This is a genomic window from Leisingera sp. ABM4_101 (assembly GCF_056158725.1).
Window position 1 is genome coordinate 92,501 of sequence record NZ_JBSWTV010000002.1, and the last position, 25,550, is coordinate 118,050.

The following is a 25,550-nucleotide window of genomic DNA, read 5'->3' on the forward strand; positions in this document are numbered from 1 at the left end:
GGCTGATCCATCGGAAGCGCAGCGCCGCTCCGGCCTGGGCCTGCGCCGCCCTGGGCAGGTCGCAGGGCAGCACGGTGCCGATCCGCGGGTAGCCGCCGGTGGTCTGGCACTCGCGCAGCAGCACAAAGGGCTTGCCGTCGCCGGTCATCTGCACGTCGCCGGGCAGGATCACCTCGGACAGGATATTGAGCTGGCCTTCGGCGGCAAACCCTACTCCGTCCGAGACCATTTCGCCCCCCATCCGGTTGGCGCGGCTGCCACGGCAGAAAGCCGTGGCGGCAAAGCGGGCCCGGACCGCCTCGGAAAACAAGTGGCTTTGGAAGCTTTCGACAATGCGCAGCTCGCCCCCCTTGAACCGGTCCTCGGCCTCCAGCACCAGCCCGGTTTCGCTGTTCGGATCCGGCCCGGCAGGCAGCAGGTCACCGGCCTCAGCCGCCCTGCCCAACCCGGCCATCAGATGCACGGCGCGCGCGCCTAGCAGCGGTTCCGTGGCAATGCCGCCGCCCAGATGCAAATAGCCGTAAACGCCTGCGCGGGCGACACCGATGGTCAGGCGCTGCCCCGTTTCCATCCGGTGCGAGGCGTTCCAGACCAGCGCTTCGCCGTCCAGCGCCGCAGCCATCGGTGCGCCGGTCAAGGCGATGCGCAGTGGCCTGGTTGCCTCGAACTCGCCGCCCATGCCGCCCATTTCCAGCGCTGCCAGGCCCGGATCCTGGCGCAGCAGCGCCGCGCCCTCAGCCAAAGCCAACGGGTCCGCCGCCCCCCCTTGGGATACCCCCTGCCCCAGCAGCCCGGGCCGGCCACGGTCCTGAACCGATGCCGCCGGGCCAATCCGCAGGATCCTGAGGCCATTCATGACTGGATCTCCTCAGCCGTAGCGCCGCCCAGATGCGGATCGGCACTACATAGATTAAGAAACTCCGGCTTGGAGACCGGCTCAAACTGCATCTCGTCACCGGGCCGCAAGGCAAAGGGCTCTTCCGCCTCCAGCCGGAACACCGTCATCCCGGTCTGGCCGACATGGCGCCAACCGGTTGGCGCCGGGTTTGCAAACAGCACGAACTGGCTGATCGCCTGCACCAGCGCGCCGCGCGGCACCATCGGGGTCAGTTCGGTCTGGCGCGGCAAGTTCCACTCCGGTCCCAGCGAGCCGAGATAGGGCTGGCCAGGCGCAAAACCGATGGTCAGCACCCGCACCCGTGCCGCACTCAGGCTATCGATAGCCTGCGCCTCGCTCATTCCTGCGGCATCGGCGGCCTCTGCCAGCTGCGGCGCCAGGTCGGTGCCGTAAACCGTCGGCACCCGCCAGAACCGCCGCCCGGCCGGCAGCGGCGCCTGCAGCCAGTCCCGCGCGGCAACCAAATCCTGCAGCGCAGCCTCCAGCCTGTCGTGCGGCAGCACCGACGGCTCAAACCGGACAAAGACTGAGGCAAGCGAGGCCATGGTTTCCACCACGCCATCCAATGCCAGTTCCTCCACCGCAGTGCGGAACGCCAAAGCGGCCCGGTTTGACGACTCGCTCAGCCTTTCATCAAAGCTGACCAGCAGCCCGCTCAGCCCGGCCCGGCGGACCAGCGGATAGGCGGCGGCATCATGGCTGTTCATGTTTTCACCCCGTCATTTTTGCGGCCAGCGTTGCGGCGCAGGCGGGGAGTGTCAACACGTCAATTCGGGCAAGCCGCTGCGCCGGCAGCAAGCGATGCTGCCGGACCGTCTCAGAAGTCGTCCCAGCCCTGCGCCGCGGCAATGGCTGCGCCGGCAAACCCATCTGCGGCCGGGGCGGCGGAAGCCGGACGCCGGAACGCCAGCACATCACCAGAGGCAGCAGCGGAAGCAGCCTTGCCGTCCTTAAACTTGGACACTTCCCGGGTCAGCTGGCCCGCGTCTGCCGACAGCTGGCGGCTGGCGGCAGAGGTTTCCTCCACCATCGCGGCATTCTGCTGGGTCACTTGATCCAGCTGCGACACCCCAAGATTGATTTCGCTCAGCGAGGTGGCCTGTTCCTTGGCGCCAGTGGCGATGCCGCTAATGTGGGTGGAGATTGTGCCAACGCTTTCGATGATCTGTTTCAGCTCCGCGCCGGTGCGGCCCACCAGATCCACACCGCTGGCGACCTGCTGCTTGCTCTGGCTGATCAGCTGCTTGATCTCGCCTGCCGCCCCGGCCGAGCGCTGCGCCAGCGCCCGCACTTCGGATGCGACAACAGCAAATCCACGGCCGGCCTCACCCGCGCGCGCGGCCTCGACCCCGGCATTCAACGCCAGCAGGTTGGTCTGAAAGGCGATGTCGTCAATCATGCCGATGATCTTGGCTATCTCTTCCGAGGAGTTTGCAATTTCGGACATGGCATCCACGGCGTCACTCACCACCTTGCCGCTGCGCTCTGCTGCCGTCTTGGCATCGCCGACGATACCTTCTACCTTGCCCGCGCCCTCTGCCGCAGAATGCACTGTGCTGGTCAACTCCTCGATCGCAGCAGCTGTTTCCTCCAGCGTTGCGGCCTGGCTTTCGGTGCGCTGAGACAGGTCGCCGGCGGATCGCGAAATCTCATCTGCCGTGCGGCCGACCGCCTGCGATACCTGAGTGACCGCCCCGATGGCAGTATCCAGCTGCTCTGCAGACCGGTTGAAGGCCTCGCCCAACGCCGCAATATCAGCCTGCTCCGACAAGGTGACCCGCACCCCCAGGTCGCCCTGGCTCATAGCCTCCAGACCGCGGGCGATTTCCTGCAATCCCAGCCGCCGCACAGTGACATCGGTCGCCACTTTCACTACACGTTCAACTGCCCCATCCGGCCCCGGTACAGGCGCATATGTGGCCTGGATCCAGACCGTGGAACCATCCTTGGCCACCCTGGGAAACTGATCCGTGATCACTTTGCCCGACGCCAGTTCCCGCCAGAACGCCTGATAGTCCGGACTGGCGGACAGGCCTTCGGCCACGAACATCGACTCGTGCTTGCCTTCAATTTCCTCCAGCCTGTATCCCATTGCGGACAGAAAGATTTCGTTCGCAGTCAGGATCGTGCCATCCGGATTAAATTGAACCGTAGCCTGCGTGCGGTTGACCATTTCCCCGATGATCTTGCCGCTGCAGCCCGTCTCTGCGGGCTTGGCCGCCTTGGATTTGAAAAACAATGAATTTCTCCGCGCGTCTCTGATTCTCAATGACTCGGCCATTGAGTAGCGTGAAACCAACAGAAAAATCTTAATGCACGCGGCCCGGGTTGCAGTCTCGCGCACAACCTTAGAGTTGCATTAAGCGCCAACCAAACAGCAATAGATTGACTACATGTTTACATATGGCCTCTATACTGTTGTCTGCATGAACAATTTTTCCGCAGTTGCAGAAAAAGCCCCTGGTTTTGCGGTCCCCCGCCCTGGGGCCTGCACGGCAGCAGCAAGGGGCAGCAGATATGACCTATGCCAAGCACACCACCGGTCAGCGGCGCGACTTCCGGCTCGGAGCTATTGCCCCCGGGTATCAAGTTTGTGCAACCCTGCTGGTGATTGCCGGGTTTCTGTTTGACTATCTGACCCCGCTGGGCGTGGCAGGCGGCTTGATCTATACGGCAGTGGTCCTTTGCGCGCTTTGGGGTGGCACTCCCGGAAAGGCATACCTCTATGCCGCTGCGGGCAGCACACTCACAGTTCTCGGCTATGTTATCTTTCACCGGATCGGAATTCATGAATGGATTGTCCTGACAAACAGGGCCTTAACAATTGTTGCGCTTTGGACCTTTGCCTTTATCGTCGCGCGGCAGAAATCCATCCAGATTTCCCTGGAACGCAAACAAAGCGAATTGGCGGCAATACAAGACAATACAGTCGAAGGCATGATCTCCGCCGGCAGCGACGGCACCATCCATAGTTATAACCGCGCGTGTGTGGAAATTTTTGGCTATTCCGCACAGGAGGCTATCGGAAAGAACCTCACTCTGCTGATGCCAGAACCTTACCGCGCAGAACACGGCAGCTACCTGCAACACTACCGCCGAAGCGGCGAGAAGAAGATAATAGGCACCATCCGGGAGGTCGAAGGCCTGCGCAAGGACGGCAGTATTTTCCCGCTTGAACTGTCCGTGAGCGAGATCCGTTCCAGCGGCTTGCACCTGTTCAGCGGCATCGTCCGAGACATCACCAGTAAAAAGCAGGCCGAGGCGGAGAACGACAGGCTGATCCAGGATCTGTCCCGCTCAAACCGGGACCTCGACGATTTCGCCTATGTCGCTTCTCACGACTTGCGGGCGCCGCTGCGGGTGATCGCCAATGCCGCCCGCTGGCTGGAAGAAGACCTGGATCCCATGCTCGACGAAGACAGCCGCGAGAATCTGCAGTTGATGCTGTCGCGGGTATCCAGGATGGAACGGCTGCTGGATGACCTTCATGAATACGCACGTGCGGGACGTAAAACAGACGCCACATACAAACAGTTGGTCAGCGGCCAAGACCTGATCCGCGAAGTTCTGTTGCTGGTCGACAAGCCCCAGGGGTTTACGATCACCACGGATCCCGGCTTCAGCAGCCTTCAGGTGCCGGTCATGCCGCTGAAACAGGTTTTCACCAACCTGATTTCCAACGCGATCAAACATAGTGAAACCGGCACCGGGCTGATCCGCCTCAGCGCCCGGGAGTGTGGCACCAACTACGAATTTTCTGTTGCCGATGACGGCCCGGGAATCGACCCGCAGTTTCACGAACAAGTCTTCAAAATGTTCAAAACGCTCAAATCCCGCGACGCGGTCGAAGGCAGCGGAATCGGTCTGGCGCTGGTCAAGAAGCATGTGGACCAAGCCGGCGGCGCAATCGCATTGCATTCCGCCCCAGGCGAGGGCTGCGAAGTCCGTTTTACCTGGCCCAAACACGCACGCCCGGCAGCGGCAAGGGAGGACGGCGGCTCCGGACGGGCTTGACACTGCAACCGGCCGGCTGACTTTCTGGGCCCGGGAGCGGATCGCTGCCATCCGGATTCGCCCCTAACGCAGGAGTTGCCGCCTATGCCCCGTTTTGACATCAGCCTCTCCGACCCGGCTGGACCGGATGCCTCCGCCCTGATCCGCCGCCACCTGGAGCAGATGGCGGCGCAATCCCCTGCCGAAAGCTGCCACGCCTTGGGGACCAGCGGGCTGGAAGACCCTGACGTGCAGTTCTACCTGCTGCGTCAGAATGGCCAGGCGATCGCCATGGGGGCGCTGAAAACCCTTGGCGACGGCTTCTTGGAGCTGAAGTCCATGCACACCGCAGCAGAGGCTCGCGGCGGCGGCGCCGGCCGTGCGATGCTGGGCTTCCTGCTGGACCAGTGCCGCAAGGAAGCGGCTGCAGGGGTCTATCTGGAAACCGGCTCCACCACCGAATTCCTGCCATCGCGCAAGCTCTATGAGTCCTTCGGGTTTGTCCAATGCGGCCCCTTTGGCAGTTATGCCGAAGATCCCTGGTCCGTTTTCATGCACCTGGATCTGCGCACAGCCGCTTGACCCCTGGCCCAAGGCTGTCATAACAGGCCTCAAGCGGTCCCTTAGCTCAACTGGATAGAGCAGCTGACTTCTAATCAGCAGGTTTGGGGTTCGAGTCCTCAAGGGATCGCCATACCGTCCAAAACTGCCAATTAGGCATAGCCTTGCACACTTCTAGGGGTTTTGATGCATACCCTGTGTGAAGTGGAAAATGCCAAGTGAAATTAAGAGTAGGAAAGGCTCAGGGAGAATACACTTTCCCCCCTCGACCGGCCCCAGGGCGCCACCCGGAAAATCTCAGCTCATGAGCGTGTTCAGGATTGGCGCAACCTCACGCAGGGTCTGGACACTTTGAGTTTCAGAGCCAGCCGGTGACCGTTGCAGCCAGAGCGATGGCGTAGAAAAACACCTTTGGGCATCAACTGCCGGCAGGCAACGCAAAGCATCGCCGAGAGGGGCGGTCGCGGTGTTCGTAGCGGTGATTGCTGTATCTGACCTGCTTTTTTGCGCTTTTTCCGATCAGGGATGCATGCGCGTATCCCTTTGTCGTTCAATGCTTCTCTGAACCAGCCGGCGTCGCAGCCTTTATCGCCAAGGAGCCACTTCACCTTCGGCAAGCTGCTTAGCAGTGCCCGTGCTCCAATGTACCAGCTGACTTGCCCGGCGGCGACGAACGATCTGAGCGGCCGGCCCTGGCAGTTACAGATGGCATGCTGCTTGGAGTTCATGCCGCCCCTTTTCAGTTGATTTGATCCCCCGGATTAAATCCTGAGCATACCAAATGGTGAGCGCGCAAGGCGGTCAAACACTGCGGATGGTGACGAGAAAGTTGTCAGGGTGGCCATGCCGCAGGATGCGCCCTTTTGTTTTGAGTGCTGCGAGGAACAGAGAACGATCCGGGGAATCGTTTTCCCGAGCGGCGGTGGACAGGAATGACGGCTATGGGCAGCGTTGGATGCAGCGGACGCCCGGACCCGGCAATTCCCACCCGCACAGAGTGAGCCATTGATGCGCCACTGGTTCGGGCACAATGGCGAACGCCTTTGCCTGGCCATCTCCCGCGAAAACAGGCCTTCACTCTGACTGGCCTCGCTCCCATTGCACACGGCAGCGGCGCACTGAAAGGCAAGCGCATTACCGGCGGCGGGACGGCGAATTCTGCGGCATGTGATGTTCCAGGCGCTAACGTTGCCCGCCATCGCAATCCGGTCCTGAAAGTCTTTACCGACCGGCTTCGCGATGCAGGCAAACCTCACAAAGTCATTATCACGCCCGCCGCTCGCAAACTCGTCACACCCGCCAGCGCGCTCGTCAAAGCCCCTCTGGTTGCGGTCTCCACATTGTCCGGCGTTTCGACTTTCAGACAGGCTAAATCACATCCAGTTCTGCGCCAGGAAAAATGTGCGCACCAGGAGGCTGATCAGTTGTTTCAATTACGTCTTCGATTTTAGGATCTGCGAGGTCTCCGCTTTCCGGCAAAGAGGCTTGGGCCAAAAGGCTCAGATCAGGCGGGGGTGGCGCCAGGAGCCCGCCCAGTCCAAGATCGAGATCAAGCACGATGCCGTTTTCCGGAACAACCGTTACATCGAAGCTGCTGGCAGATGTTTCGATTTCTCCATCCGCTGCCTGCAGGGTCGTCTCGACATTGATTGATACGGCACCCAAATCGCCGGTAGCCGGCGCGATTTTAAGCTGCGACAAGTCCCAGCCTGTGACGTCCAGTTCTCCATCGGCCGGGACCCCCGCATTGTCCTGCGAACTGATCACCCAGTTGTCAGGCACATCTGTCAGCTTGACCCCTAAAAGACTGCTGGTTCCAGTGTCGATATCGACTATGAAGCCTGCGTCATCGTCATCCTCGATCGTGCCGGTTGTACTCGGCGTGACCAGGCTGAAATCCGTCTCGCCCGGGCCGCGCCATTCCAGAGTCATTTCTGCATCCCCGTTGAGATCGAGATGGTGAATGACAATTTCATGCTCGCCGGCACTCAAGCTGGACGTTCCAAGCTGCACGGAGGCCAGCCCTTCGACCGCATTGATGACAACCGGATCCCCGTCAATCCACATGACGACGGTATCTCCGCTTGTCAGGCGGAATTCGTAGCTGCCCGGGTCTTCCACTTCGATGCGCCCGGTGACACGGGTTGCAAAAACATCGGCTGACGTGGCGTCAAAGAAAGAGAAAGGGGTACTCGGGAAGTCGATGGCCGATGTGTAGAAATCATCCACTGGCGCACTGCCGTAGTCCACTCCGAGGAGGCCAAGAACCCCATCGGCAACTGCGATCTGTTCCACAAGAAAACCCGTGCTGACCGTTACAGTCGCAGGGGAAACCGGGACATCGCTGACGGTGATCGTGAAGCTGCTGCTGGCAAGGCCGCCGGGGTCGGTGGCGGTGACGGTGACCTCGACCGTGGGCTCGGCCTCATGGTCGAGGCTGATGCCGTCCTTCAGCTTGAGGGTGGTGCCGTCAATCTCGAAGCGGGCGTCATCGACGCTGTAGCTCAGCACATCGCCGTCGGGATCGCTGGCCGAGACCGTGCCGATGGCGGCGCCCGCGGCATTCTCGGCGACCACGGCGTTATCCAAGGCCGGCTCATCGGGAGCGCTGTTGACTTCGGGTTCCTCTGGATCCGGATCAGTCGGGTCCGGGTCCACCGGGTCTGGATCAATCGGTGACGGATCCACCGGGTCCGGATCGATCGGTGTCGGATCCACCGGGTCTGGATCAGTCGGGTTCGGATCCACCGGGTCCGGGTCGGTAGGGTCCGGGTCCACTGGGTCCGGATCGGTCGGTGTCGGGTCTACCGGATCTGGATCAGTCGGGTCCGGACCCACCGGGTCCGGGTCGGTAGGATTCGGATCCACCGGGTCCGGATCGGTCGGTGTCGGATCCACCGGGCCCGGGTCGGTAGGGTCCGGATCCACCGGGTCTGGATCAGTCGGGTCCGGATCCACCGGGTCCGGGTCGGTAGGATTCGGATCCACCGGGTCCGGATCGGTCGGTGTCGGGTCTACCGGGTCCGGATCGGTCGGTGTCGGATCCACCGGGCCCGGGTCGGTAGGGTCCGGATCCACCGGGTCTGGATCAGTCGGGTTCGGATCCACCGGGTCCGGGTCGGTAGGGTCCGGGTCCACCGGGTCCGGATCGATCGGTGTCGGATCCACCGGGTCCGGATCGGTCGGTGTCGGGTCTACCGGGTCTGGATCAGTCGGGTTCGGATCCACCGGGTCCGGGTCGGTAGGGTTCGGGTCCACCGGGCCTGGATCAGAGAGCGGCGGATTGCCGGTAGAAGCCAAATTCTGCGCAGGCCGGGACAGCGGCTCAATTTCTCTGGGTGAACTGCCGGAAGAAGCCGCTTCGGTTGATGCCATCGGCAAATCAAAGACGTCACCGGCGCCATCCCTGGGATCTTTGGAAAACTCTTGTGAAACACCCATCTGCTCAGGCAGCGTGTTTTGCAGGTCTTCCAATTGACTGGTTTTGGGCGGCCGGGGTGCGGATTGGTCAATCGAACTCTCATCTTCCTTCGGAAAAATGTCCCAGTCATCGCGCCCGGCCCGTTCCATTCCGGGATAATCCATGGTGCCACGGTGCAAGAGCGACTGCCGTTCACCATCGTCCGTACCATCCCCCTCACCGAACTTCGGTGCGGTGTTGGCAGTTTTTGTGCGCAGTTCGCGCTCCATTTCTTCGATGCGGTTTTCAACCGGTCCACCACCGGTCATTCCGGCGCTCCCAGCGCCGAACGGATTTTCTTCAGCCAATACGGCCTCCCTGGCAAACACTGCCACAAAACGCAAAACACTGAGCTTTGACGGAGGGGTGTTAAAGAACCGGCCGCCAGTAGCTTTTCATTTTGTTAATACCATCGGCGCACGCTGAGAGCGATTAATTAGATGACTCACTTGCTGTAAAATTGTCCCCATTAAGGCGCGTGTCTTTACCAGCGATAAAGGGGGATTCCGGATACTCAATCTATAGTGGTTTATTAGTGTTAGGGTAACGATGATGGGGAGACGCCCGCCAGATGCTGCCGCCCTTTGGGCAGGCATGAAAAGTCTTGATGCGGATTCAATCCTTTCGGCAATCGTGATCAACCTGTTCACGCTTGCGCTTCCAATAAGCATGCTGCTTGTGTTCGGCCGGGTCATACCAAATGCATCCCACAGCACATTGTTTGGAATATTCCTGGTCCTGATTGCCGTCCTGCTGATCGACTTCACCTTGAAGGCCGCCCGGACACACTACGTGCTGGAAACGGCATGCGCGGAAGGTGAACAGGCAGGGAAAGCCTTGTCGGATGCGCTGTTTGAGGGGTCGCCGGAAGCATTGGAACAACTGGGGCAGGAAGCCACGGTCGACCGCCTGATGGGGGTGCTCGGGTTGCGCCACGCGGTTCGGGAGCAATTTGTCAAGGTTTCCGTTGACCTGGTGTTTTCTGTATTTTTCCTTTTGATCATCCTGGCCTTGGGAGGCTGGCTGGTTGCCGCCCCGATTGCAGTTATTGCCGGGCTGCTGCTGACAGTTGCCTTGCTCCGTCGCCCCTACCGCAAAGCTTCGCTCCTGCAACGGGAATACGACAAGCGCCGGCTGTCGTTCCTGCAGGAAATCCTGCGGCGCGCGCGGCTGATCAAGCTGCTTGGCCTGGAACATCAAATGCTGCGCCGGTATGAGCTGCTGCATGCCAGCGCCTCTGCCGCCAGCGAAAAGATCATCCGCCTGAGCAGCAGCGGGCAGGCCGCGGTAAGCGCAGGCTCCCAGATCGCGACTGTTCTGACCTGCGCATTGGGCGGCTGGCTGTCCATCCAAGGCAAACTGCCGGTGGCAGAACTGGCAGCCTGCATGCTGCTAACCGGGCGTGCAGTGCAGCCGGTGATCCAGCTGACGTTCCTCAGCGCCGTCAAGGATGATGCGTCCGCGCGGACCAAAGGGCTGGCAGAAGTTACAGGGGTGACGGACGCCGCGGCGGGATCTTACCGGACGGCCGCCACGGGCGGGCTCATCGTGCAGCACTTGACGCTCAGCCGCCCCGGTCAAATGGGGAATTGGTTTCAAGACATCAGTTTTGCGGCTGCGCCGGGCCAACTGGTTGCCGCCGACGGCGGGATCGGTTGCCGCAGCGGCGTGTTCCTGCAGATCCTTGCGGGTGAAACCCGTGCAGACAAAGGGACAGTGCTGCTTGAAGGGGCCGGCGATGCGGACCCGCATGCCCCTACGGCACCGCCAGGCCTGGTGTTCGAACCCCGGCAGCCCGTGGTCACGGATGGCGACATCCTGGAAAACCTCACGGCCTTCAATCCGGAAGGCTACACTGAGGCCTTGCAAAGCGCGGCTGAAAATCTGGGGATCAGCGGCCAACTGGCGCTGCTCCAGGAGGGTGTTCACAGCCGGGTTGCCCGCGACGGCCAGGGGGTTGGCAGCCCGGGCTTCTTCCGGCGCCTGTCGCTGGCACGGGCCTTTGCAGCGCAGCCTGTCGTCTTGTTGCTGGAGGATCCGTTTGCGGATCTGGATCCCAGCGGTGCCCGCGCGCTCGAAACTATGCTGCTGTCGCTGCGCGGCAAGACGACCTGCGTTTTAACCCGTCCGACGCAGGCGGTTCTCGATGCTGCCGATATCGTCATCCGGCTGGAGCCCGGCAAAGCGGATTCCAGTGGGGCGGCATGACACAGCAGGGGGAAAATCAGCTATGAACAGCATCAGCACCGGAATCGGGCAAAGGCACAGCGCGCAGGCTCTCCTGCCGAACGCAGCCTTGCTGGACTGGGCAACAGACCGCCGGGACGGGGCGGAACCGGCCCGTGCCGCGGCGCTGCTGGCGTCCCTGCTGCATCTTGGCGGCTGGGAAGCAAGCGAGGCACAGGTCCGGGCTGCCCTGCCGCACGCGCGGGACCGCTATGATGGCTGGGACCTATGCGATGCGCTTATTGCGCTTCGAGTGCCGTTCCTGCGTGGCAAGGACACTTCGCCGGCCGGTCCGGACGATCCTGAAATTGGTTTACTCATATCTCCGGACGGAAGCTTCCGGGTCTTTGGCTATCCCGATGGGACCGCCGCCGCGGCGGCCAGCCCGGAGGAAGCCCGGCTATCGGTGCTGCCATCCGCTGCCGCGAGCCGCAGGCCCGCCGCGCACAGCACTGCTGCACTGTTGAAAGGCGTACAGGACCACGTCTGGCCGCTTCTGTTTGCCTCCTCCGCAATAAACTTTGCCGGTCTGCTGGCACCGGTCTTTGTGGTGCTTGTCTACAACCGCGCGATCCCGGCGGGCGTGCCGGGGGTCATTGCGGTGCTGACCGCGGGCCTGTTCCTTGGGCTGGCAACCGAACTGGCGGTTCGCCGGATCCGCAGCCGCACGCTGGTCAGCCTGGCTGCGCAGTTGGAGCACCGGCTGAGCCTCGCACTGCTGGAAAAGCTGATGGCGCTGCCGGATGCCGCGCAGCAGCAGTCAACCACGCAACAGCAGCGGGCCCGGCTCAAGCAGTTCGAAACGGTCCGGGATGCGCTGGTGGGGCCATTGATGCAAGTTGGCCTGGATGCGCCCTTTGTTTTGATCTTTGGTGCGCTGCTGTTTTACATCGCGCCGCCGGTTGGGTTCGCGGCGCTGGCTGCGGCGGGTGCGCAGGTTGCTTTCCTGCTGGCCTTCGCTCCGCATCTTCGCCGCCAGGAGGTGCGTGCCAACGATGCTGCACGGGAATGGCGCCAGCTTTGCGAGACGGTTACGGCGCAGCGCTGGCATCTGCGCCGGCTGAATTGCACCGCCCCTTGGCAGCGCCGGTTCCACTCTGCGCTCGGCAATGTCCTGAACGCATCCATGCGGCAGCAATACCTGATTGAGCTTTCGGCCCATGCCTCGCAGCTTCTGATCCTGCTTTCCGGTGTCGCCGGCGGGCTGCTGGCATCCAGGATGGCGATCCAGGGGGAGCTCACCATCGGCGGCTTCGTCGCCCTTCTTGTGGTGATCTGGCGGTTTCTGTCACCAGTTCAGTCGCTTGCGAGGGCAGCCGGACAGGCGATGGCGGTCCGTCAAAGCCTGCGGGATATCGACCGGGTGCTGGCTCAGCCGGAAGAGCTGCGCCGCGACGCAGCCCCCCGGACCGCACCGCCTGCTGCAGCACCGGTGGTTGTGGAGCAGGCAGCGCTGCGGCTGCCCGGCGGCAGCGATCTGGTTCTGGCCGGGGCGGGTCTGATGCTGCAACCGGATGAAATAACGGTATTGTCGGGCGCAAACATGTCCGGAAAGACCCTGCTGGCAGAAACCCTCGCCGGGTTGCATCAGCTTGTTGCGGGGCGGGTTTTGTTCAATGGCACCGACCAGCGGCAGATCCCGGTCGATGACTTGCGCCGGGCCATTGCCTTTGCCCCACAGCAGCCGGCCTTTGTCTATGGCACCATCTGGCAGAATTTCGAACTGGCGCTGCCCGGCGTTTCCCAGCGGCAGGTCCTGGATGTTCTTGAGGAAACCGGGGTGCAGCGCGAAGTCGGCGCCTTGCCAGAGGGCATGGACACCCGCCTCACAGTCGAGGCCTGCAGCCGCCTGCCGCATGAATTGCTGCAGGGCCTGTCTGCGGCGCGGGCGCTGCTGCATCCCGGCCCGGTCCGCATTTTCGATCAGCCGTGCGAGGGGCTGGCCTCCGGCCATGCCAGCCTGATCCGCGCCGCGATTGCCCGGCGGCGGGCGGGCAGCGCCACACTGCTGGTTTCGAACCGGCCCGAGGATCTCGCTTTGGGCGACAAGTTCTCAGTCTTGCAGCAAGGGCGGACAGTGCTGAACGGTAAGGGCCGCAAGGGGCGGGAAAAGGTTTCCGCATACCTGTTCGGCCCTCATGCCAGCGGCGATCGGTAAGGAGAACGCGAGATGGAACAGAGGTCAACAGCCTTTTGGACACCAAGCCTGGATGAGGCGAAAAAGCGTGGACTGAATGTCATCCACACGCCAGTCACAGGCACGGCCCGCCAGGTGGCGCGGATATTGATGGCTGCGCTGCTCGCGGCGGCGGTTTGGGCCTGGCATGCGGAATTGCCTGAAATGACCTATGCCAAGGGGCGTATCGTACCTTCGTCGAACGCCCGCCCGGTAGAACATCCCGATGGCGGTGTTCTGGCCGAAATCCTTGTGCGCGAAGGCGACTTCCTGGAGGCGGGCGCTCCGGTCGCCCGCCTTTCGGCACGCTTGCTGACAGAAGAACAGGGGCAGCTGTCCCTGCGGGAAACTGCCTTGAAGCGGGACACGGTCCGCTTGCAGGCAGTTGTGGCGGTGATCAGCGGCACCTTATCCGCGAGCGCAGCCCGTGGCCAATTGGAACCGGGGCACAGGCTGCTGGTGCAGCTTGATGCGTTTGAGGCCAGCCGTGTCCGCCATCAGGCCAGAGTTCAGGAGCTGGAGCGGGCGCTGGGAATCCGTAAGCAAATCCTCGACAATGCGCGCCGCCGGGAAGAAGCCTTTGCAATCGAGCAATCTGCCGCAAGCACCCTGCACCGCAAGGGGCTGCTCAGCACCACCGCGCTGAGCCGTCTGCGTGCTCAGACCCTGGAGATCGAAGGCGATCGTTTGCGCGCCTTCGCTGCGCTGGCAGATGGCGAGCGCAACCTGCACGAGGCCCGCCGCCAAGAACAGGAATTTGTCGCGGGGATCAAGGACAGCCTGCTGTCGGAACTGGAGGCAGAGGAAGAGGCTCTGGCATTGGTCGCCCAAGCCCTGGCAGACAACGCTGCACGGCAACAGAGGCTGACGATTCTGGCAACGGTGCCGGGAATTGTTCAAAAGCTGCATGTCACCGGACCGGGCGAGGTCATTGCCCCAGGTGAGCCGATTGCCGAGATTTTGCCAACCCAGGACCGCCTGATCGCCGAAGTGGAAATCCGGCCGGAGGACATCGGCCATGTGGCGGTGGGTGATCCGGTTGAACTGAAGTCGACGACTTTTGATCCCAGGCGGTATGGCGTGCAAGCGGGTGAGGTGTTCGAAATCTCGCCAAACTCACGCCTCAATGACCGCAAAGAGGCTTACTTCGAGGTGCGGATTTCCTTTGCAGATGACAAAGCGCCAGGAGCGGCCCTAAGCCGCCGCTTGACTGCCGGAATGGAAGTCAATGCAGCGATCCGGACTGGCGAACGTACCGTGCTTGACTATGTGCTTTCGCCCATAACCGAGCCGATTGGGCGCGCCTTCCGGGAACGCTAATCACCACGACCGCAAACCTGATCTTAGCGGAAAGGCGGCTTTCCTCCTGATCCGGCCAAGGCCCTGACATGATCGAGCTGAACAAACTTGTTTATGCTAATGCCGAACTTGCTGAGATGGATGTCGAGGCGGTAGTGAATGTCGGCTTCCTGGAGCGGATGGGCTTTGAATGTTGCTCACGCCGGGCACTGGTCATTGAGCTCATGATTGGGGCATTCGAGTTGTGCCGGAGGCGCTGAAAGGAAATCGCCACGCTCGAGATGATCTAGAAAGCGTTCAAGAAGGGCCCCAGTCTCCCCAAAGCCCTATCAATTTTCACAGCGCCAGACTACCGGAACATCGCCGATCGGGCGAAGCGCCTAGAGGTAATCAGCAAGCCATAGCAGATGCGGCTAAACCGAAAGCCGCACAAAGGGTTCGCATTCGCGGGCCCTTTTCTTGGCTAAGGGAAGGCTTGCTTTTGCCTCAGCGAGCAGAATAGAAAGCAGCAAAAAGTTGATTAAGAACATATTTTTGCGCCGTGCCGATGAGAGTCGAATGGGATGCAAGGTTGTGCCTCATTGGCACGAAGCCGGACAGCCTGTCAGCTGCAGTCCTCCACCGCCAACCTGGCCATCGCAATGATCGCCTCGCGTGTCTCAGCGACAGCGATAAAGCGGGCATTATGGCAGAACTTGGCCCCCTGCACGCCGGAAACCTTTTCCAGGGCGGCATCCGTCAAACCAGCCCAAGCCGCCGGCAGATCAGCACGGCTTTCGAAAGTGTCGCCGCTCTTACGGATCGTGGTCAGCGCCCAGTCGCTGCCGCGCGGGTGAATGACAAACAGAAGATGTGCCGCACCGGCCTTCTCGATGGCTGTACGGAAAGGCATCCCCGCCGGCAGTTCCAGGATGTGCGACCGCCCGGCCGCCTCGATGGCAGCTATAACGACCGCCTCTGCCCGGAGCTTGGCCGCCTGGCCCTTGACCGCAGCCTCGACAAAGGCGCGCGCCACCGGCAGTGCCGCGGCAAAGGCCTGGTCCTCCGCTTCCGGGCTGCGGTCGTCAAAGACCGGTTTCAGGCTTTCCAGCAGCACCGGCAAAGTCAGCGCTGTCAAAGGCCCCGCCGCGGATGGCTCCAGCGCCCCGTTGTCCATCAGGTCGACCGGCAGAACAAAGCTGCGGTCTATGCTGCCGTGGACTTCCTCCAGATCCTGCTCCGGCACCTCCAGGTCACGCAGATAGGCGTGGCCGAAATGCTTCCAGATCAACCCGAAGGAGCTGTAGGGCAGGCCGTCCCCCCGCAGCGGATTGGGACGCTGGTGATGGTCAAAGATCCCGGCCCTGGCATCATAGCCGCGGCCCACATCATAGATGACTTTGTCCGGCACCGGCGTGATCCACTCCTGCGCCCGGCTTCGGACCAGCTTTGCCGCGGGGTACAACCGGCTGAGGATCACAGTCGACAGCAGTTCATCCGCATGAAATCCGCCGGAATGGGTGACAAGGTGCTGAACGGTCATTTGACCCCCTGTGGCTGAAACGATCTGCAGACCGGCGGCCTGCGCTGCGCTCTCCTACCCGGGCACCCCTGCCAGATGGAAGGCCGAAATGCTATGTGCGAAGAAACACCGGTTGCAGCAGCTAGTGCTCAGGCCCGGACGGAGGTCTTTGGAGCTAAATATGGCAGGCGCACCGCCACCTTCCCTTTTTGTACCGCTGTGAACCCAATTTACGGGCAACCGCAAACGGCAGCCTAACCTCAGTCCTTCACATCCCGCTTCAGCAGGAATTGGTTCTTAAAGTTCTTCAAACCAAACATAACATCCGCCTTGGCGATATCGTCGCTGGCGTGGATTTCATGCTCCAGAAACGCTTTCAGCGCATCGGCGTCATCGCTGACCAGCTCGACAATCAGGTCATAGCGTCCCGCGACCCAAAGTATGAAAACAACACGCGGATCACTCTCCAGCCGTTCTGCCACCTGCCGCGGGGTAACACCGGCCGCCACGTTCAGCCCGATCATCGCATCGGTGGTGTATTCCGTGGCCACCGGGTCCGACATCGCCACGATTCGCAGCATGTTGTTTTCCCTCAGGCCGCTCACCCGGTTGCGGATGGTGCCTTCGGAGACGTCCAGTTTTTGGGCAATTTCCGAAAAGGCCATCCGCCCGTCCTGCTGCAGCAGCCGGATGATCTGCTGGTTCAAATCATCCCCTGGAGAGCGGATGCTTTGACTGGCGCGCTTGCTGCGCGCCGATGATTGCTGCTTGCCTGCCATCTGCCTGCTGCCCGGTTACTGTATCCGCAGCCGATCATAGGCACCCACAGCGGAATCCGCAAACCACTCATGCAGAAATACAAGCAGCCGGAGGTCCAGACACCCGCGGTTTACCCTGCCACACCAAGCAATCCCGGCGGCAGGCACGAAATCCGGCTTTTTCCCTTGCTATACATTGCGATTCCCGGCTGCAACATGGCCACCCCATGCGAATTTCGCACCCTCATGGCGTTTTCTGAACAGCATTCTCCTGATTCTTGCCTGAAAATTCCGCAATGTAACGAAAATCGTAAAAAACTGTTGCCAAAGCATACGATTTTCGCAAGCATGATGTTCAATCCCTGCGAATGGCGCAAATCCCAATAGGGGCAGCCGGCACAGGGACAGTTTCCATGCACACACCCCCAAGGGCGTGCAGCATGTGGCAGTGTCGAAGGGAGGACGAATGACAATTGCCGAAGAAAAAACGCGGGTAGCCGGCGGGCCGCAGCATGGCCTGACTGCAGACGCCTACCGCAGCGAAGACATCTGGCAGCAGGAATGCCGGACGGTCCTGTCACAGAATTGGGTGTTTATTGGGTTTGCGCATCAGATCGCCAATCCGGGCGACGCCAATCCGGTCAGCTGCGCAGGCCTGCCACTGCTGACGGTGCGCGCCCAGGACGGCAGCATCCAAGTGTTTCACAACGTCTGCCTGCACCGCTGCATGACCTTGGTCGACAAGCCCAAGAATGTGGGCAAGCTCATTCGCTGCCCCTACCACGCCTGGGCCTACGACCTGGAAGGCCGCCTGCGCGCAGCGCCGCACTTCGCCGGCACCGGCAAGCAGGAATTTGACGGCTTTGACCTCAAGGAGCACCGCCTGAAGCCGGTCCGCACCCATGTCTGGCACGACTGGATCTTCGTCAACCTGGACGGCACAGCGCCTGAGTTCGAAGACTATGCCGCGCCTTTGATCAGCCGCCTGGAAGGTATCGACTACGGCAAGCTGGAACCTGTCGGGCTGCTCGATTTCGGCGAGATCGGCACCAACTGGAAACTGATCATGGAGAACTTCATCGAGCCCTACCATGTCCAGTTCGTGCATTCCTCGACCACCGACCAGCCGCTGGAGGATCACTACACCATCACCGACGGCAACTGCATTGGCAGCGCCGTGGACCTGAAAGAGGAGATCGGCACTTCCGGCAGCCTCGGCGTCAGCTCCCGCTACCTGACGCTTTATCCCAACTTCATCCTGGGCCGGTATTTCCCCGACCAGCTGGGGGTTTACCTGAATGTCCCCATCGGCCCCGGCAAGATGCGCCAGTACCGCGCGCTCTACACCACCGAAGGCCAGCAGCTGACCGCCGAGGAAGTTCAGGGCCTCAAGGACCTCTGGTGGGACGTCCACAAGGAAGACCACGAGATGGTCGAGCGCATGTACGAGGGCCGCAAATCCCCGGTTGCAGCCGGCGGCGGCCTGCTGTCGCCCGCCTGGGAGGACAGTGTCCGCGCCTTCCAGGACCTGATCGAACGCGACCTGGCCAGTGCCCCGGCCCAACAGTGAAAAACAAGGAACAAGACAAATGAGCAAACCCATTTCCAAGGGTTTCCGCCTGGCCCACACGATGATGCGGGTGATGGACATGGAGAAATCGCTGGAATTCTACTGCGGAATTCTGGGCATGGAGGTGCTGCGCCGCACCGACTACCCCGAAGGCAAATTCACCAACACCTTTATCGGCTACGGCCCGGAGGCAGAGTTCCCGACCCTGGAACTCACCGCCAACTGGGACCAGGAAGCGCCTTACGACAAGGGCAACGGCTGGGGCCACATCTGCATTGAGACCCCGGACGTCTATGCCGCCTGCGAGCAGCTGGCCGCGGCGGGCGTCAAGATCACCCGCCCGCCGGGGCCGATGAAGAACGGCACCCGGGTTATTGCCTTTTGCGAGGACCCGGACGGCTACAAGGTCGAACTGAACGAGAGCATCCTGAAACACCTTGCCAGCGAGGGGAACTAACCCATGGGCGACGCACCTCAACTCTTCAAATTCGACCTGGTCCAGGAGCGCTATGACTCCATGGGCGACAGCGACACCTACATCAAGCCGATGGTCACCAGTGAATTCAGCAAGTCCATGTGCGGCGGCATCAATGTGCTGAACAACATCAAGGTGCCGTGGGACCTGACCTGCGACGAGATCATCTACTGCCTGGAGGGCACATTCCGCCTGGTCTGCGACGGCAAGGAATACATCTGCAACCGCGGCGACGTGCTGTTTGTGCCCAAGGACAACCATATCTCTTACGAGGCGGACGGCAAATGCGTGATCTTCTACGCCGCCTATCCGCATAATTGGAAACAGCTGGCCGGGATCACCGAGGTACCGGGCATTGATCCCTCGGACTTCGTTCCGGGCTAACACACGCAACTCCTGGTGACTGGGCGCCCTAGTCTGACCCCGGGCGACGGGCTGCCCACCCCTTTTTTTCCGCCAGGCTACTGCAGAAAACAAAACCAAAACAACGCTGACCGGCCGCGGGCAGCGAACAGAAAACGATTGCCTTTCCAAGGGAGGAACAACGATGCTGAAGGCCAATCCCGAAGAGAAGATCTACTACGAAAGCTTCCACGACGCTGTGGAGCGCAACCGCCCGCGCATCCCCGAAGTGCGCGAACGCCTGGAAGCGGCCGGCGTCAAATACGTGATGGCCGCCTGGATCGACCTGCACGGCATCCCCAAAACCAAACCGGTGCCGATGAGCGATTTTGAGCCGCTCTGCCTGGGCAAGGGCCCGCAGTTCGCGGTGCATTCGATCTCCTTCGTGCCGGAGCTCAGCCCCGCCGACAGCGACCAGGTGGTGGTGCCGGATCTCGACGCCGTCTATGTCTGCCCCTGGGACAATTCGATGGCGATCATCTTCTCCGATCTCTACTGGGAAGACGCACCTTACAACGTCTGTTCGCGCCAGGCGCTGAAGCGCGCCATGCATGAGGCCAAGCTGGAAGGCTATACCGGCTATGCCGGGGTTGAGCCTGAATTCATCGTAATGAAATACGATGAAAACGGCCTGCCGGTGAAAGCCTTCGACGACGATCTGGGCAAGGCGATCAGCCCGCGCCGCCAGGCCTTTGGCTATGACGTGGAATACTCCATCGACTCCATGCCTTTCCTCAAGGACATGATCGACATCATCGAGGACCTGGGCTGGAACCTGCATGACGTGGTGGCCGAAGGCGCCTATTCCCAGTTCGAGCTGGATTTCCACTATACCAACATGCTGGAGATGTCCGACCGGCTGGCCTTCCTGCGCATCACGCTCAAGGAAGTGGCCAAGAAGCACGGCATGTTTGTGACCTTCATGCCGAAGCCGACCGTGGGCGACTGGCGCTCCGGCGCGCATATCAACATGTCGATGCAGCACGACAGCCGCCCTGGCGAGAACATCTTTGAAACCGCAGATGGCAGCGACTGGTCCGACGAAAGCCGCTGGGCCGTGGGCGGCCTGATGCAGCACGCCGAGGCGATCACCGCGATCACCTGCCCGACCGTGAACTCCTACAACGGCCTGGTGCCGCGTGTGGGCGGCTTTGAAGGTGGCACTGTCACCTGGGCACCGACCAACATCACCTACGGCTTCAACAACCGCTCGGCCCAGTTCCGCCTGCCGCAAAGCCGCCACTGCATCGAAAACCGCGCCTGCGACATGACCATGAACGTCTACCTGGCGATGGCGATGCATCTCAGCTGCGCGCTGAAGGGCATCAAGAAAAAGATCGACCCGGGCAAGCCCACTGATTTCGACCTCTACTCGAAAACCGAGGCCGAGCTCACCGAACTGGGCATCCGCCGCCTGCCCCGCACCCTGTTCAACGCCATTGAGGCGCTGCGCCATGACGAGATGGCCGAACATGTGATGGGCCCGGTGATGCGCAAATCGTTCCTCGAATACAAGAACGACGAATGGGAGCGTTACCACCAGTCGGTCACCGACTGGGAAGTGCAGGAATACCTGCGCCTCTACTAAAGCGACCCAGCAAAGGACAGACCCATGACCCAGGCCCTTCGGACGATACCAGCAACCCGGGCCAAGGACACGCGCCCGAAACTGCGGATTTTCGAATTCAAATCGGACATCCCCGCATCCTGGCGCCTCACCCTTGGGGTGGCGGTCTGGGTCCTGTTCTTTGCCATCTGGCAGATCGCCGCCTGGTCCGGCGTGATGCCCGCAATCCTGCTGCCAGGGCCTGGCAAGGTCCTGACAGCGCTTTACACGCTGTTTGCTGAGAACGGTTTCCTTGGTGATGTGCTAGTCAGTGTCTGGCGGGTGATGTTCAGCTTTGCTCTGGCCTGCGCCGTGGCGGTGCCGCTTGGCATCCTGATGGGCGCGTTCAAGTCGGTCGAAGCGTTTTTCTCCCCCTTCGTTTCGGCTTGGCGCTACCTGCCCGCCCCTTCCTTCATTCCCCTGTTGCTGATGTGGTTCGGGGCGGGCGATGCGCAAAAACTGGCACTGCTGTTCATCGGCGTGATCTGGTTCCTGATCACCCTGATCGCCGACCACACCAAGGCGGTGCCGAAGGATCTGATCAATACATCCGTGACCTTGGGCGGCTCCCGCTGGCAGGTGCTGCGCACGGTGGTGGTCCCCGCCGCCCTGCCCAACATCGTGATCGCCATGCGCCAGATGCTGGCGGTCAGCTGGACCTATCTGGTGATCGCCGAGATCACCGCCGCCGACGCCGGCATCGGCGCCATGATGATGCGCGCCAAACGTTTCCTGCATGTGGATCAGATCATGGCCGGCATCCTGGTAATCGGCCTGCTGGGGCTGGTCTTCGACTACCTGCTGCGGGCGCTGCACCGCCGCGCGTTCCAGTATCTCGACGAATATTCCTGAGGAGCCGGAGCAGAACCCGAGAACAACAAGCCAAATAACAAATCGACGTCGCAAGGGAGGTATCGTGACGATGACCAAGAAACTGCTGAAATCCGCCAGTGGCTGCATTGCAGCCCTCGCACTGGCAGGCGCCGCCGCCCCCGTATGGGCCGCAGAAAACGTCAAGATCGCGGGCTTCACCTGGCCGGGCTACGGCTTCTGGCACATCGCGGCGGAAAAGGGCCTCGCCCCGGATCTGGACATCCAGTACCAGACCATCGAAGACCCCTATGAAAGCTTCAATCTGGTTGCCGCCGGCCAGCTGGATGTGGTCTCCTCCACCGCTGAATTCACCCCCGTAGGGGTCGAGCGCGGCCTGCCGGTCAAGCTCGTGGCCTTTGGCAACCTCTCGAACGGCACCGACAAGGTTGTTGCTGGCCCCGGTATCGAAAGCGCCGCCGACTTGGCCGGCAAAGAGGTTGCCGTGCTCGAAGGCGGCCTGGCGCAAATCTATGTCGCCATGTGGCTGGAGCAGAACGGCGCCGCCTATGACTCCGTCGTCTACCGCAACATCATCGCCGACGATGCCTTTGCTGCCATGATCGGCGGCGGCGTGGCGGCCTCAGAGTTCTGGGAACCCTACGGCACCAACACGCTGAAAGCGCTGGAAGGTTCGAGCATCCTGACCCAGTCGGACGAACCCTTCTGGCTGAAGAACGCCGTTGTCGCGGACGGCCACTACATGAGCAACGCCCTGATCAACGACCGCCGCGATGTGGCCCTGAAGACCATGCAGGCCATGTATGACGCCATTGCCTGGTGGAAGCAGAACCCAGCCGAGGGCAACGAGATCATCGCCAAGGGCATGGGGATGAGCATCGCCGACGTCGAACTGGTGCTGGGCAAGGACGGCACTTCGCTGGACGGGGGCCTATATGTCTACGACTTCATCGAAGCGGCGCAATTTTGCGGCGCGGCCCCGGGCAACCCGCCGTTTGAACAGACCAACGGCCAGATGTCGGACCATTGGAACCTGGTCAGCGAATGGTGGGTCAAGTTCGGCCTGATCCAGGAGGTCAAGGCGCCTGAAACCGGTGTCGAATGCAGCCTGCACAAGGAGCTTTATGACAGCGGCTACCGCGGCTGACTCACCCTGGACCGAACCAGCAAAGAGGGGCGCATCATGCAATCCAGCACCATTCTATCCGTCCAGAATGTCTGCAAGACATTCCCCACACGCGGCGGCGGGGTCGAGGCCTTGCGCGATGTGTCCTTCTCGGTGGCCCGCAACGAGCTCTGCGTGCTGCTGGGGCCCTCGGGCTGCGGCAAGTCCACGCTTCTGAACATCGTGGCGGGCCTCCACACCCCCACCAGCGGCAGCCTCAGCCTGGAGGGCCTGCGCGATCCACGGCCCTGCGCGCGAGCGCGGCATGGTGTTTCAAAGCTACACGTCGTTTCCCTGGCTGACGGTGCTGGAAAACGTCGAATACGGCATGAAGCTGAACGGCATCCCCAAGGCGGAACGCCGCGAGCGCGCGCTGCATTACATCGATCTGGTGCATCTGACGAAATTCCGCGACGCCTACCCCAAGACCCTGTCGGGCGGCATGAAACAGCGGGTGGCCATCGCCCGCACCCTGGCCAATGCGCCGGAAATCCTGCTGATGGATGAACCCTACGGCGCGCTGGATGCCGAAACCCGCTGGCACATGCAGGAAATGCTGCTGGACATCATGCGCACGACGCAAACCACCATCTTGCTGGTCACTCACGACATTCAGGAGGCGATCTTTCTCGCCGACCGCATCGTCTTCCTCTCGTCCCATCCGGGCCGCCTCAAGACCATCCTCGAACTGAATTTCAAGAAGGGCAAAGAGATCCGCAGCAAGGAGGATCTGGTCGAGCTTGAAGGCTACCCCGAGTGCGAGCGCGAAATCATGCAGCTGATGCGCAATGAGGCCAAACAGGAAGAGGACGCCTGAACCCATCCGTGAAATAGGGACTTCACGCATTCCGCAGGCCCGAACGGGCCGCAAAACCGCACTTGCGGCAAACGCAAGGCACCAAAACTCCCGACAGGAAGGAAAGACACATGCCAATAAAGCCACCGATGACGGATCTGCACATAGACACCCATGACGAGGGGTTCTACCGCGGGTTCAACAGGATGGTCGCCCTCGGCTCCAAGATCGCCATCGGCCTCTTGATCCTCTGGGCCGCGGTCTGGCCGGATCAGGCGGGCGCGGTGCTCAAAAGCATCCGCGGCGCCATCGATGCCAATACCGGCAGCTGGTACATGTATGTGATGGCGTTCTACATCGTGGTCTGCGTCGCGCTGGCAGCCTGGCCTGCCACCGGCCGGCTAAAATTGGGCACTGCGGATGAAAAGCCGGAGTTCTCCAATTTCTCCTGGTTTTCCATGATGTTCGGTGCCGGGATCGGGATCGGCATGCTGACCTATGCCACCGCTGAACCGATCTACCACTTTGCCACCAACCCGGATGTGATCCAGGGCCAGGCCGAAGGCTCCACCGCCGGCAGCGTGCGCTCCGCCTACAAATGGTCCTTCATGCACTGGGGCTTCTCCGCCTGGGGCTGCTACGCGATTGTCGGCCTGACACTCGGCTTCTTCAGCTATTCGCGCGGGCTGCCTTTGACCATCCGCTCCGGCCTGACGCCGCTGTTCGGCAATGCGCTCTCCGGCCCGCTGGGCCATGCGATCGACATCGTTTCGGTGATTGCCACTATCCTCGGTGTCTCGGTGACGCTGGGCTATGGCGTCTCGCAGTTTGCCTCCGGCATCTTCAACATCACCGGCGCCGAATGGATGATGGACGCCGAGGGCACCCCCACCATCACCGCCATGATCGTCGCGTTGGGGATCGTGATGCTGGCCTCCACCCTCTCCGCGCTCTCAGGCGTCGGCAAGGGGATCAAGTGGCTCTCCAACATCAACATGGGGCTGTCCTTCTTCCTGCTCGCGTTCTTCCTGATCTTCGGCTCCACCGCCTTTGCGCTGAAAAGCCTGTTCATCGGCCTCTGGGACTATCTGATCAGCTTCCCGGCCATGGCGGTCACCGTCTGGAAAGGTGACGGCGTGGCGGACAGCGTTGCAACGCAACTGGCCGGCTGGCAGGGCGGCTGGACCATCTTCTACTGGGCCTGGTGGATCGCCTTCGCGCCCTTTGTCGGCCTGTTCCTGGCCCGCATCTCCCGCGGGCGGACCTTCCGCGAGTACGTTCTGGGCGCGATGATCGTGCCGTCGCTGATGTGCTTTGTCTGGTTCACCTTTGTCGGCGGCACCGCCATCGACCTGACCCTAAACGGCGATGCAGGCGGCACGATCACCGGCGCGGGCCTCTCCTCGCAGCTGTTTGCGATGATCAACCACATGCTGCCCTCCGGCCTCGCGCTGCTGATGACCGCCGTCATCGTGGTGCTGCTGCTCACCTATCTGGTGACCTCGGCAGACTCGGCGGTGCTGATCATCAACACCATCGCGGCCGGCGGCGACGCCCAGCAGAAACCCAAGATCCACATCATCGTCTGGGGCGCCGCCCTGACGCTGGTGATCGGCACCCTGCTGGCGGCAGGCGGCCTGGGTGCCATCAACACCGCCATGATCATCGGTGCGCTGCCGTTTTCAGTGGTGATGGCGCTGATGGGAATCGCCCTGTTCAAGGCGGTGATCCGCGACGGCATGCGGGCGCGCCACGGCGAGGACGCAAGCAGCCCTGCCGAATAAAACCCTGCCCCGGCTTGGGAACAGGCCGGGGCGCATCCCATTTTCATGA

The 25,550-nt window shown here is 61.6% G+C and carries 21 protein-coding genes, 1 tRNA gene and 2 pseudogenes (1 of these 24 cut by a window edge); 17 read left to right on the forward strand and 7 right to left on the reverse strand.

Annotated features, from left to right (window positions below; all coding sequences use genetic code 11):
• From ACXAEK_RS01485 to ACXAEK_RS01495, 3 genes are all read right to left on the reverse strand, one after another.
• Positions 1-856 carry the 5' portion of a 5-oxoprolinase subunit C family protein gene (locus ACXAEK_RS01485; RefSeq protein WP_475039401.1) on the reverse strand. 176 nt of this gene lie to the left of the window's left edge, so 856 of the gene's 1,032 nt are visible here — the first part of the coding sequence; the start codon lies at positions 854-856; its stop codon lies off the left edge, out of view.
• Positions 853-1,605, reverse strand: coding sequence for a 5-oxoprolinase subunit B family protein (locus ACXAEK_RS01490; protein WP_475039402.1), 753 nt, complete (start codon positions 1,603-1,605; stop codon positions 853-855). The genes ACXAEK_RS01485 and ACXAEK_RS01490 overlap by 4 nt, the downstream gene beginning before the upstream one ends.
• Before the next feature lie 110 nt (positions 1,606-1,715).
• Positions 1,716-3,137: a methyl-accepting chemotaxis protein gene (locus tag ACXAEK_RS01495; RefSeq protein ID WP_475039404.1), complete on the reverse strand. Its 1,422-nt coding sequence runs from the start codon at positions 3,135-3,137 to the stop codon at positions 1,716-1,718.
• Between the two features lie 422 nt (positions 3,138-3,559).
• On the opposite strand from ACXAEK_RS01495, the gene ACXAEK_RS01500 reads away from it, so the two are divergent.
• From ACXAEK_RS01500 to ACXAEK_RS01510, 3 genes are all read left to right on the forward strand, one after another.
• Positions 3,560-4,912, forward strand: a complete 1,353-nt coding sequence (locus ACXAEK_RS01500) for a sensor histidine kinase (protein WP_475039405.1) — start codon at positions 3,560-3,562, stop codon at positions 4,910-4,912.
• An 84-nt stretch (positions 4,913-4,996) separates the two neighbouring features.
• A complete protein-coding gene (locus tag ACXAEK_RS01505) occupies positions 4,997-5,473 on the forward strand; it encodes a GNAT family N-acetyltransferase (protein WP_475039407.1) in 477 nt (158 codons plus the stop codon).
• 35 nt (positions 5,474-5,508) lie between these two features.
• A tRNA-Arg gene (locus tag ACXAEK_RS01510) sits at positions 5,509-5,585 on the forward strand.
• Positions 5,586-5,810: 225 nt separating this feature from the next.
• Here the strand turns inward: ACXAEK_RS01510 and ACXAEK_RS01515 are convergent.
• Together ACXAEK_RS01515 and ACXAEK_RS01520 are read right to left on the reverse strand one after the other, a co-directional pair.
• A pseudogene (locus tag ACXAEK_RS01515) lies at positions 5,811-6,210 on the reverse strand (transposase family protein); the annotation flags it as partial.
• A gap of 610 nt (positions 6,211-6,820) precedes the next feature.
• The gene (locus ACXAEK_RS01520) at positions 6,821-9,181 is read right to left on the reverse strand and encodes a PA14 domain-containing protein (protein ID WP_475039408.1); all 2,361 of its coding nucleotides are present in this window, start codon (positions 9,179-9,181) and stop codon (positions 6,821-6,823) included.
• A gap of 325 nt (positions 9,182-9,506) precedes the next feature.
• Between ACXAEK_RS01520 and ACXAEK_RS01525 the strand changes: the two genes are divergently transcribed.
• The 4 genes from ACXAEK_RS01525 to ACXAEK_RS01540 all read left to right on the forward strand — a co-directional run bounded on the left by ACXAEK_RS01525 (position 9,507) and on the right by ACXAEK_RS01540 (position 14,873).
• Complete coding sequence (locus tag ACXAEK_RS01525) at positions 9,507-11,120, forward strand: ABC transporter transmembrane domain-containing protein (RefSeq protein WP_475039409.1); 1,614 nt, start codon at positions 9,507-9,509, stop codon at positions 11,118-11,120.
• A gap of 22 nt (positions 11,121-11,142) precedes the next feature.
• Positions 11,143-13,296: an ABC transporter transmembrane domain-containing protein gene (locus tag ACXAEK_RS01530; protein WP_475039411.1), complete on the forward strand. Its 2,154-nt coding sequence runs from the start codon at positions 11,143-11,145 to the stop codon at positions 13,294-13,296.
• A gap of 12 nt (positions 13,297-13,308) precedes the next feature.
• Complete coding sequence (locus tag ACXAEK_RS01535) at positions 13,309-14,634, forward strand: HlyD family type I secretion periplasmic adaptor subunit (RefSeq protein WP_475039412.1); 1,326 nt, start codon at positions 13,309-13,311, stop codon at positions 14,632-14,634.
• A 68-nt stretch (positions 14,635-14,702) separates the two neighbouring features.
• The gene (locus ACXAEK_RS01540) at positions 14,703-14,873 is read left to right on the forward strand and encodes a hypothetical protein (RefSeq protein WP_475039414.1); all 171 of its coding nucleotides are present in this window, start codon (positions 14,703-14,705) and stop codon (positions 14,871-14,873) included.
• Between the two features lie 344 nt (positions 14,874-15,217).
• On the opposite strand, the gene ACXAEK_RS01545 is transcribed toward ACXAEK_RS01540, so the two are convergent.
• Both ACXAEK_RS01545 and ACXAEK_RS01550 read right to left on the reverse strand, forming a co-directional pair.
• Entirely contained in the window at positions 15,218-16,135 is a 918-nt protein-coding gene (locus ACXAEK_RS01545) for an MYG1 family protein (RefSeq protein ID WP_475039415.1), read from the reverse strand.
• Between the two features lie 239 nt (positions 16,136-16,374).
• Complete coding sequence (locus ACXAEK_RS01550; RefSeq protein WP_475039416.1) at positions 16,375-16,893, reverse strand: Lrp/AsnC family transcriptional regulator; 519 nt, start codon at positions 16,891-16,893, stop codon at positions 16,375-16,377.
• A gap of 69 nt (positions 16,894-16,962) precedes the next feature.
• Here ACXAEK_RS01550 and ACXAEK_RS01555 point away from each other — a divergent pair, with 69 nt between their 5' ends.
• The 10 genes and pseudogenes from ACXAEK_RS01555 to ACXAEK_RS01600 all read left to right on the forward strand — a co-directional run bounded on the left by ACXAEK_RS01555 (position 16,963) and on the right by ACXAEK_RS01600 (position 25,501).
• A complete protein-coding gene (locus ACXAEK_RS01555) occupies positions 16,963-17,259 on the forward strand; it encodes a hypothetical protein (RefSeq protein ID WP_475039418.1) in 297 nt (98 codons plus the stop codon).
• Between the two features lie 79 nt (positions 17,260-17,338).
• Positions 17,339-18,442, forward strand: a complete 1,104-nt coding sequence (locus ACXAEK_RS01560) for an aromatic ring-hydroxylating oxygenase subunit alpha (protein WP_475039419.1) — start codon at positions 17,339-17,341, stop codon at positions 18,440-18,442.
• Between the two features lie 19 nt (positions 18,443-18,461).
• The gene (gloA, locus tag ACXAEK_RS01565) at positions 18,462-18,899 is read left to right on the forward strand and encodes a lactoylglutathione lyase (protein WP_475039421.1); all 438 of its coding nucleotides are present in this window, start codon (positions 18,462-18,464) and stop codon (positions 18,897-18,899) included.
• A 3-nt stretch (positions 18,900-18,902) separates the two neighbouring features.
• Positions 18,903-19,301, forward strand: coding sequence for a cupin domain-containing protein (locus tag ACXAEK_RS01570; RefSeq protein WP_475039422.1), 399 nt, complete (start codon positions 18,903-18,905; stop codon positions 19,299-19,301).
• Positions 19,302-19,464: 163 nt separating this feature from the next.
• A complete protein-coding gene (locus ACXAEK_RS01575; RefSeq protein ID WP_475039424.1) occupies positions 19,465-20,907 on the forward strand; it encodes a glutamine synthetase family protein in 1,443 nt (480 codons plus the stop codon).
• A 24-nt stretch (positions 20,908-20,931) separates the two neighbouring features.
• A complete protein-coding gene (locus tag ACXAEK_RS01580) occupies positions 20,932-21,777 on the forward strand; it encodes an ABC transporter permease (RefSeq protein WP_475039426.1) in 846 nt (281 codons plus the stop codon).
• A 70-nt stretch (positions 21,778-21,847) separates the two neighbouring features.
• Positions 21,848-22,903, forward strand: a complete 1,056-nt coding sequence (locus tag ACXAEK_RS01585) for an ABC transporter substrate-binding protein (protein ID WP_475039428.1) — start codon at positions 21,848-21,850, stop codon at positions 22,901-22,903.
• Between the two features lie 36 nt (positions 22,904-22,939).
• Positions 22,940-23,110 (forward strand): annotated as a pseudogene (locus ACXAEK_RS01590) (ATP-binding cassette domain-containing protein); the annotation flags it as partial.
• A gap of 76 nt (positions 23,111-23,186) precedes the next feature.
• Positions 23,187-23,738, forward strand: coding sequence for an ABC transporter ATP-binding protein (locus ACXAEK_RS01595; RefSeq protein WP_475039430.1), 552 nt, complete (start codon positions 23,187-23,189; stop codon positions 23,736-23,738).
• Between the two features lie 110 nt (positions 23,739-23,848).
• Entirely contained in the window at positions 23,849-25,501 is a 1,653-nt protein-coding gene (locus tag ACXAEK_RS01600) for a BCCT family transporter (RefSeq protein WP_475039432.1), read from the forward strand.
• Positions 25,502-25,550 lie beyond the last annotated feature (49 nt).